This is a genomic window from Jiulongibacter sediminis (assembly GCF_001306455.1).
GTDB lineage: Bacteria > Bacteroidota > Bacteroidia > Cytophagales > Spirosomataceae > Jiulongibacter > Jiulongibacter sediminis.
The window spans coordinates 1-4,053 of the sequence record NZ_LGTQ01000021.1; the positions used below are offsets into that span (position 1 = coordinate 1).

Genomic DNA, 4,053 nt, shown 5'->3' on the forward strand with positions numbered 1-4,053 from the left:
TTGGACACCAACGAGACCTGGACCTACACGATCAGCTATAACGTAACACAAGCAGACATCGATGCAGGAGAAGACCTTGTGAACGTAGCGGTGGTAACAACGACTGAGCTGCCAACACCGGAGAGCGATACGGCCGCGACAGCAATCACGCAGACTCCAAGTCTGACGATAACCAAAACGCAGACCGGCGGCGAGAGCCCGATCACAACACCAGGTACAATTGATTACACGATCGTAATCACCAACGACGGTAACCAAAGCCTGACGGGTGTGGTGGTAAGCGATACGCTTCCAAACGGTACGGTAGGAACATTATCAGCAGTAACCGAGAGCATCAACGCTAACGGCATCCTTGATACGACAGAGACCTGGACGTATACCATCTCTTACGCTGTAACGCAAGCAGATATCGACGCAGGAGAAGACCTGGTGAACGTAGCAGTGGTGACAACAACCGAGCTACCAACACCGGAGAGCGATACAGCAGCGACAGCAATCACTCAAAACCCAAGTCTGACGATAACCAAAACGCAGACCGGCGGCGAGAGCCCGATCACAACACCAGGTACAATTGATTACACCATCGTAATTACCAACGACGGTAACCAAAGCCTGACGGGCGTGGTGGTAAGCGATACGCTTCCAAATGGAACAGTAGGAACACTATCCGCAGTAACCGAGAGCATCAACGCAAACGGCATCCTTGATACCACAGAAACGTGGACGTACACTATCTCTTATGTTGTAACACAAGCTGATATTGACGCAGGAACAGACCTTGTGAACGTAGCGGTAGTAACAACAACCGAACTACCAACACCGGAGAGCGATACAGCCGCAACAGCAATCACGCAGACTCCAAGTCTGACGATAACCAAAACGCAGACCGGCGGCGAGAGTCCGATCACAACACCAGGTACAATTGATTATACGATCGTAATCACCAACGACGGTAACCAAAGCCTGACGGGTGTGGTGGTAAGCGATACGCTTCCAAACGGTACGGTAGGAACATTATCAGCAGTAACCGAGAGCATCAACGCTAACGGCATCCTTGATACGACAGAGACCTGGACGTATACCATCTCTTACGCTGTAACGCAAGCAGATATCGACGCAGGAGAAGACCTGGTGAACGTAGCAGTGGTGACAACAACCGAGCTACCAACACCGGAGAGCGATACAGCAGCGACAGCAATCACTCAAAACCCAAGTCTGACGATAACCAAAACGCAGACCGGCGGCGAGAGCCCGATCACAACACCAGGTACAATTGATTACACCATCGTAATTACCAACGACGGTAACCAAAGCCTGACCGTCGTAGTGGTGAGCGACACGCTTCCAAACGGTACCATCGGTACACTATCAGCAGTAACCGAGAGCATCAACGCCAACGGCATTCTTGATACGACAGAAACCTGGACGTACACGATCAGCTATGCTGTAACACAAGCAGATATTGACGCAGGAACAGATCTGGTAAACGTAGCGGTGGTAACAACAACCGAGCTACCAACACCAGAATCAGATACAGCCGCGACAGCGATCACGCAGACTCCAAGTCTGACGATTGTGAAGACACAGACCGGCGGCGAAAGCCCAGTGACGACTCCAGGTACAATTGATTACACGATTGTAATCACCAACGATGGTAACCAAAGCCTGACCGGCGTAGTGGTGAGCGATACGCTTCCAAATGGTACAGTAGGAACACTATCAGCAGTCACTGAGAGCATCAACGCCAACGGCATCCTTGATACTACAGAGACCTGGACGTACACGATCTCTTACGATGTGACGCAAGCTGATATCGATGCAGGAACAGACCTTGTGAACGTAGCGGTGGTAACAACAACCGAGCTACCAACACCGGAGAGCGATACAGCAGCAACAGTCATTGATTCGGCACCACAATTGACATTGACTAAGGAAGCTGATGATACTACGGATGTTTATGAAGGCCAGATTATTACATATACCTACGTTGCCCAAAACGTGGGAAATGTAACTATTGTTAATGTTTCTCTATCAGACGTTCATTCAGGCACAAACCCTCTTGGTCCAATTGCTTTGCTTAGCACGACTGGAACAGATAATGGTCTTGACAACGTGGTTGATACCTTGGCTTCTGGTCAGCAAGTAATATGGACGTCAGAGTATGTGGTTTCTGCAACTGATGTTGATAACGGCCTTGATATCCTGAATACGGCTACAGCAACCGGTACTCCTCTATCCGGAGTTTTAGTTGATCCAACAGCCTCAGAGATTCTTGAAATAGGTCAGGATGTTGTAGCGGTCAATGACAGCTCATTGAATAATGTTGTAGGAAATGATGCTTTGGTCAATATCATAATCAATGATACACTTTCAGATGGAACAAACCCACTGGTCAATGAGGTGACAATTGACCTTAATCCATCAACTCCGGGCATTCAGGATAGCCTGATTGTAGCCGGTGAGGGTCGTTATGATTACGATACACTGACAGGCGAGGTGACGTTTACACCGGAAGCTGGCTTTACAACTGATCCGACTCCGATCAATTATACTTTGATTGAGAACGCGACAGGTCTTGATAGCACGGCAACAATCACCATCACTTACGTGGAAGAGCCACCGGTAGCGGTTGATGATGAAGACCTTGATAATGTTGTTGGAACAGATGTAATACTCAATATCATCACTAACGACAGCTTGTCTGATAGAACGAACATCGTTGACATCACGGATATCACGATTGATTTGGATCCAATTACTCCGGGCATTCAGGATAGTCTGATTGTAGCGGGTGAAGGTAGATACGACTACAATTCACTGACAGGTGAGGTGACGTTTACACCGGAAGCTGGCTTCACGACTGATCCGACTCCGATCAATTATACCTTGATTGAGAACGCGACAGGACTTGACAGCACGGCGACGATCACCATCACTTACATGGAAGAGCCACCTGTAGCGGTAGATGACGAAGACCTTGATAATGTTGTTGGAACAGATGTAACCTTGAACATCATCACTAACGACAGCCTAAGTGACGGAACGAACATCGTTGACATCACAGATATCACGATTGATTTGGATCCAAGTACTCCGGGCATTCAGGATAGCCTGATAGTAGCGGGTGAAGGTAGATACGACTATGATACATTGACAGGTGAGGTGACGTTTACACCGGAAGCTGGCTTTACAACTGATCCGACTCCAATTAATTATACTTTGATTGAGAACGCGACAGGACTTGACAGTACGGCAACGATTACGATCACTTACGTGGAAGAGCCACCGGTAGCGGTTGATGACGAAGACCTTGATAATGTTGTTGGAACAGATGTAACCTTGAACATCATCGCTAACGACAGCTTGTCTGATGGAACTCCTGTTCTAACACTGAGCGTAGCCGAAGTGACAGTTGATTTGGATCCATCAACCCCAGGCATTCAGGATAGCCTGATTGTAGCGGGTGAGGGTAGATACGACTACGATACATTGACAGGCGAGGTGACGTTTACACCGGAAGCTGGCTTTACAACTGATCCGACTCCAATTAATTATACTTTGATTGAGAACGCGACAGGACTTGACAGTACGGCAACGATTACGATCACTTACGTGGAAGAGCCACCGGTAGCGGTTGATGACGAAGACCTTGATAATGTTGTTGGAACAGATGTAACCTTGAACATCATCGCTAACGACAGCTTGTCTGATGGAACTCCTGTTCTAACACTGAGCGTAGCCGAAGTGACAGTTGATTTGGATCCATCAACCCCAGGCATTCAGGATAGCCTGATTGTCGCCGGTGAGGGTCGTTATGATTACGATACACTGACAGGTGAGGTGACGTTTACACCGGAAGCTGGCTTCACAACTGATCCAACTCCGATCAATTATACCTTGATTGAGAACGCGACAGGACTTGACAGCACGGCAACGATCACCATCACTTACGTGGAAGAGCCACCGGTAGCGGTTGATGATGAAGACCTTGATAATGTTGTTGGCACGGATGTGACACTCAATATCATCGCTAACGACAGCCTAAGTGACGGA

At 48.2% G+C, this 4,053-nt stretch carries 1 protein-coding gene; it reads left to right on the top strand.

Annotation, left to right across the window (positions count from 1 at the left end; translation table 11 throughout):
* Positions 1–4,053: beta strand repeat-containing protein (locus AFM12_RS19360; RefSeq protein ID WP_131458505.1), on the top strand; the 4,053-nt coding region annotated here is incomplete at both ends.